This window comes from Methylobacterium sp. WL6, from assembly GCF_008040095.1.
In the GTDB taxonomy this organism is placed as follows: Bacteria; Pseudomonadota; Alphaproteobacteria; order Rhizobiales; family Beijerinckiaceae; genus Methylobacterium.
In genome coordinates, this window is record NZ_VRVH01000290.1 from 1 (window position 1) to 5,661 (window position 5,661).

Here is a 5,661-nt window from a genome sequence, read left to right on the forward strand (position 1 = left end):
ACTTGCGCCTGGGCCGGCGCCGCGGCGAGCCCGGCGGCCAGCAGCGCGAGCAGAAAGGTCCTCATCGCGGGTCGCCCTCCGTGCGATCGGGCCGGGCCAGGCGCGGCGCCTCCCGGCTCTCCGCCCGGATCGGCTCGAGGTCGAGCACCGCGCCGGAGCGGTCGATCGGGCTCGCGGTCGGGCCGATCTCGGCCAGCAGCAGCGCCTCGTCGGCGGCGTCGTGCTCGCTGTCGAGGCGCAGCGGTTCGCGTCGGCCGCGCGCGAGCAGCCGGAGCACCACCGTGCCGGCCACCGCGCAGGCCGCGACGGCCGCCAGGATCAGGAGCGTTTCCATTGCCCCGCAGCGTTAGCGCAAGCGGAGGCCGCATGCACCCCGGGGCACGCCTGCGACCGCACGCGGCCGGGATCCGCGGCGAGACCTTGGCCGGAGCGGAACGGTCCTTGCCTCTCCGGCCACGGGCCGCCGGCGCCTTGCACGCGCCGGGCGTCCCCGCCAAAAGCCGCCTGCCCCCGTCCTGCCGGAGCCTGACCGATGCGAACGCACGCCCATCGCGACCCGGAGGAGCTCGAAGGCCATCTCGTCGGGCTGATCGAGGCCTCGCGCGAGCAGGCGAGCGAGGATCCGTTCCGCAACCCCGTGCTGGCGGTGACGCTGGCGATCACCCGCCGGTTCGACCGGGACGAGATCGGCGAGGCCGACCTCGACGCGCTGTTCGTGCGCCTGCGGGTGCAGGCGCTGGCCGACCGCGCGGCGCGGCTGCGCGCCTACGTCGGCATCGAGGACCATCCCGATGCCGACGCGGCGATGCCGGCGCGCCTCGTGGCGGCGGTGCCCGACCGGCCCGGCGCCTTCGAGAGCTTCCGCGACCGGATCGCGCGCACCGCCTTCGCCGTGGTGTTCACCGCGCACCCGACCTTCGGCATGCCGAAGGCGGTGGCGGCCCTGCTCGCCGAGGCCGCGAGCCTCGACGACCCGGATGCGCGCGCGCCCCTGATCGAGAAGGCCGCCCGGCTCTCGACCCGGCCGGACGCGCCGATCACCCTCGACGGCGAGTTCGAGCAGGCCTGCGTGGCCGCCAACCACGGCCGCGAGGCTGTGGACGCGTTCAACGGCGCGCTGCTCGACGCCGCGCAGAGGCGCTGGCCCGACCGCTGGACCGAGCTGGTGCCGAAGCCCTTCGCCATCGCCAGCTGGGTCGGCTGCGACACCGACGGGCGCACCGACATCGGCTGGTGGGACACCCTGCGCTACCGCCTCGAATCCAAGCGCATGCAGCTCGACCGGGTGATGCGCCACCTCCCCGCCATCCCCGCCGCGAACGTGGTGCGGACGCTCGCCGAGCAGGCGCTGGCCGCCGTCAACCGCCAGCTCGCGGTGGCGCCGCGACTCGGCGACAAGCCCTCGCTCGAGGCGGTGCACCGCTTCGCGCTGGCGCTGATCATCGAGCGCGAGCGGGCGCAGACCGATTCCGGCGCGCTGCTGGCCGGGCTCGCCGGCGCCGTCACCGCGGCCGAGACGGACGCCGACCGGCGCAGGATCGCGGTCCTGCGCTCGGGCATCGCCACGCACGGGCTCTCGAACGCGCTGCCGCATTTCCGGCTCAACGCCAGCCAGATCCACAACGCGGTCCGCCGGGTCATCGACCTCGAAGGCGAGCCGGCCGACGCCGCCCAGCGCCGCTCGCACCTCGCGGCGATCCACACGCTGCTCAACGACGTGCAGCCGGTGGCGGTGGATTTCGGCGCGCTCGCCGCCGAGCGCGCCTCCGCCGCCCGGCTGATGATGACGATCGCGCAGATCCTCAAGCACGTCGACGGCACGCACCCGGTGCGCTTCCTCATCGCCGAGACCGAGACCGGCTACACGCTGCTGGCCGCGCTCTGGCTCGCGCGCCATTACGGCATCGCCGACAAGCTCGAGATCACGCCGCTGTTCGAGACGGCGAGCGCCCTGGAGCAGGGCATCCGGGTGCTCGACGATGCGCTGCGCAACCCGCACTGGCGGCGCTACCTCAAGCGCATCGGCCGCCTCACCGTGCAGTTCGGCTATTCCGATTCCGGGCGCTACGTCGGCCAGCTCGCCGCCACCTTCTGGATCGAGCGGCTGCGCCTGCGCATCACCGAGATGCTGGTCTCGAACGGGCTCGCCGACGTCGAGCTGGCGATCTTCGACACCCACGGCGAATCAATCGGCCGCGGCGCCCACCCGACCTCCCTGCGCGACCGCCTCGCCTACCTCGCCCCCGAGGATGCGCGCGCGCGCAACCAGAAGGCCGGGATCAAGGTCCGCCTCGAATCGAGCTTCCAGGGCACCGACGGCTACCTGCTGTTCGGCTCGCAGGCGATCGCCGAGGCCTCGATCGCGCGGGTGGCCGAGCACGTCTACGCCCTCGACGTGGCCGAGGACGACGCCTTCCCCGACTACGCCCTCTCCGACGCGGCCGAGGGCGCGGACGCCGCCGACGATCCGGTCTACGCCGAGACCGACTTCGCCCTCGAGTTCTTCACCGTCGTGCGCCAGGACATGGAGGCGCTGGTCGACGATCCCGGCTACGCCGCCCTGCTCGGCACCTTCGGCCCGGGGCTGATCGACCGCACCGGCTCGCGCCCGGTGGCGCGGCAGTCGGATTCGGGCGGGCCGGCGCTGATCACCCATCCGCGCCAGATGCGGGCGATCCCCAACAACGCGATCCTGCAGCAGCTCGGCTACCTCGCCAACTCCCTGCACGGGCTCGGCCGCGCGGCGGGGCGCGCGCCCGACCTGTTCCGCGACATGCGCCGCGACTCGGTGCGGTTCTCCCGCGCCTTCCGCCTGGTCCAGCACGCGGCCTCGGTCGGCGACCTCGACGTGCTGCGCGCCTACATCGACACGCTGGACCCCGCGGTGTGGCTGGAGCGCGCCCGCCGCACCCAGAAGGACGGCCGGCGCGAGGAGCTGATCGTCATCGCCGGCGTCCTCGACCGCCTCGACCTCGCGCCGAACCTGCGCCGCCTGTTCGGGCGGCTGACCACCGACGCGCTGAGCCTGCAGGCCGCCGCCCCCGACCTGCGGAAGATGTCGGTGCGCCTCACCCTGCTCCACGCGATCCGCCTCGCGCTGATCCACCGGATCTGGTTCACCGCCGTCCACATCCCCGGCTTCCGGCCCCAGGCCGGCGTCAGCCGCGAGCAGCTGCTGGAGCGCTTCCTGCGCCTCGACATCGACGGCTGCCTGAAGCTCCTCGACGAGATCTTCCCCGTCACCCCCGACCCGACGCTCGGCCTCAACTTCGGCGAGCCGGCCGGCCCGCGCGACGTCGGCACCTACGAGGCCGAGCATTCCGGCCTGTTCCAGCCGATCGCCAAGATGTTCACCCAGGTGCGCGAGATCTCGGGGATGATCCAGCACGAGGTCGGCGCGTTCGGGTGAGGGGGCGCCACCCCCGTCATTCCGGGGCGCCGCAGGCGAGCCCGGAATCCAGAGCCGCCGAGGGTGCGGACTGAAGATCGACCTGCGGCACTGGATCCCGGGCTCCGCTGCGCGGCCCCGGGATGACGGGGCGGAGCGGCGAACGATGCGGCCAGCCCGAGCCGCAGCCGCCTCACGCTCCCGTCACCACCAGCACCGTCCCGTCGATGCCGGTCACCCGCACCCGCGCGCCGGCGGGGAGGTCCGGGCCGGTGACGCGCCAGAGGGTGTCGTCGAAGCGGATGCGGCCGGCGCCGTCCTGGATCGGCTCGGCGAGCAGGCCTTCGCGACCGACGAGGCCGCGGTCGGCGCGGTTGAGGGTCGGGACGTGGTCGCGGCCGAGGCGGCGGGCGATGAGCACCGCGGCGACGGCGAGCCCGGAAAACAGCAGCAGCTGCGCCTGCCACGGCAGGGGCACGAGCGCCGCGACGAGGCCGGTGGCGAGCGCCGCGAGCCCGAGCCAGATCAGGAAGATGCCGGGCGCCGCCAGCTCGAGCCCGGCCAGCGCCAGGCCGGCGAGGATCCAGGCCCAGGCCGGACCCAGATCCGCGAAGGCGTTTGCCAAGATTTGAGACCAGGCGCCGGAGAAGCTCACGTCCGCGGCACCCCGACGCTGGGCGGCGCACCGGAGCGTGGGCGCGCGGGCGCCGCGCCCTCCCCGAACACCGACTTCGTGATCTCGGCGATGCCGCCCAGCGTCCCGGCGAGCGCCGCCGCCTCGATCGGCACCACCACCACGCGCTGGTTCGGGGCGGTGGCGATGGCGCGCACCGCCTCGACGTACTTCTCGGCAACCAGGAAGTTCGCCGCCGCGATGTCGCCCGCGGCGATCGCGGCGCTGATCATGCCGGTGGCCTTCGCCTCGGCCTCGGCCGAGCGCTCGCGGGCCTCGGCGTCGCGGAAGGCGGCCTCCTTGCGGCCTTCCGCCTCCAGGATCGCCGACTGCTTGCGCCCCTCGGCGCGCAGGATGTCGGCCTGGCGGTGGCCTTCCGCCTCCAGCACCGAGGCGCGCTTCTCGCGCTCGGCCTTCATCTGCCGGGCCATGGCGCCGGCCAGATCCGCCGGCGGCACGATGTCCTTGATCTCGATGCGGGTCATCTTCACCCCCCAGGGCGAGGCGGCGGCGTCCATCACCCTGAGCAGCCGCTCGTTGATCTCGTCCCGGTGCGAGAGCAGCTGGTCGAGGTCCATCGAGCCGACCACGGTGCGGATGTTGGTCATCGTCAGGGTGCGCGTCGCCACGTCGAGGTTGGAGATCTCGTAGGAAGCGCGGGCGGCGCCGAGCACCTGGTAGAACACCACCGCGTCGATGGTGACGCCGGCATTGTCGCGGGTGAAGGCCTCCTGGCTCGGCACCTCGATCACCTGCTCCATCACGTTGACGCGGCGCCCGATGCGCTCGACGAACGGGGTGATCAGCCCGAGCCCGGATTCGAGGGTGCGGGCGTAGCGGCCGAAGCGCTCGACGGTGAAGACGTAGCCCTGCGGCACGATATTGATGCCGGCCGCCAGCGTCACGACCACGAGGATCGCCGCCACGACCGCGAAGGTGCTCAGGCCGATCGAGAGACTCATCGCCATCCCCGCAAGGCGCCGACGCGGCGCGCCGGCATCCTAGCGCAGCCGGGGGCGACGGCGCGAACGGGCGCCGCTCGTCCTCGCAGGGGCGGTGCCTCCCCACATCGCCCGGCTGGCGCGGGTCCGGGCGACGCGTCCGTCCCGTGCGGCTTGGAGCGTGTTTTGCGCGATCACCGGATCGCGGAAACACGCTTCCTCGCCTCGTGAGATGGCGTTGCCTTCACGCGAGCCGGCGTCCACCTCGCGCGACGCTGCTCTAGCGCTTCCACACCCCGATGCGCTCGGTGCGGGCGTGGTCCTCGGCGGCGACGAGCTCGGGGGAGGCCTCGGGCGAGGCGCGGCCGCCGCCGTTGAACAGGACCACCTCGGAGAGGTCGCGGCCCTCGACGGTGCAGGAGACGTTCTCGCTGCCGGGCACCGGCGTGCAGGTGATCGGCCGGCCGGCGAGGTACTTGGTGAGCTCGTCCGCCTGCCCGCCGCGCACCCACTCGACGCCGAACAGGTGCATCAGCTTGCCGGCGACGCGCACGGTCGCGGTGTCGATGACCTCGGCCTTGCCGCTGATCGCGTTGGCGGCGGGCGGCGCCGGCGGCTCGGGCAGGCCGACCGTGTCGGCGGTCTCGGGCGGCCTGCAC

Annotated in this window: 4 protein-coding genes and 1 pseudogene; 1 reads left to right on the forward strand and 4 read right to left on the reverse strand. The window is 73.7% G+C overall.

Annotation, left to right across the window (positions count from 1 at the left end; translation table 11 throughout):
* Positions 1–61: 61 nt before the first annotated feature.
* Positions 62–334 carry a hypothetical protein gene (locus FV230_RS23725; protein WP_147728644.1) on the reverse strand — a complete coding sequence of 91 codons (273 nt, stop codon included), beginning with the start codon at positions 332–334 and terminating at the stop codon, positions 62–64.
* A gap of 198 nt (positions 335–532) precedes the next feature.
* On the opposite strand from FV230_RS23725, the gene FV230_RS23730 reads away from it, so the two are divergent.
* A complete protein-coding gene (locus FV230_RS23730) occupies positions 533–3,409 on the forward strand; it encodes a phosphoenolpyruvate carboxylase (RefSeq protein ID WP_147844149.1) in 2,877 nt (958 codons plus the stop codon).
* Between the two features lie 172 nt (positions 3,410–3,581).
* Here FV230_RS23730 and FV230_RS23735 read toward each other — a convergent pair whose 3' ends face one another.
* From FV230_RS23735 to FV230_RS23745, 3 genes and pseudogenes are all read right to left on the reverse strand, one after another.
* The gene (locus FV230_RS23735) at positions 3,582–4,016 is read right to left on the reverse strand and encodes an NfeD family protein (RefSeq protein ID WP_147844151.1); all 435 of its coding nucleotides are present in this window, start codon (positions 4,014–4,016) and stop codon (positions 3,582–3,584) included.
* 23 nt (positions 4,017–4,039) lie between these two features.
* On the reverse strand, positions 4,040–5,023 hold the full coding sequence (locus FV230_RS23740; protein WP_147844150.1) for an SPFH domain-containing protein: 984 nt from the start codon (positions 5,021–5,023) through the stop codon (positions 4,040–4,042).
* A 259-nt stretch (positions 5,024–5,282) separates the two neighbouring features.
* Positions 5,283–5,661 (reverse strand): annotated as a pseudogene (locus tag FV230_RS23745) (nuclease); the annotation flags it as partial.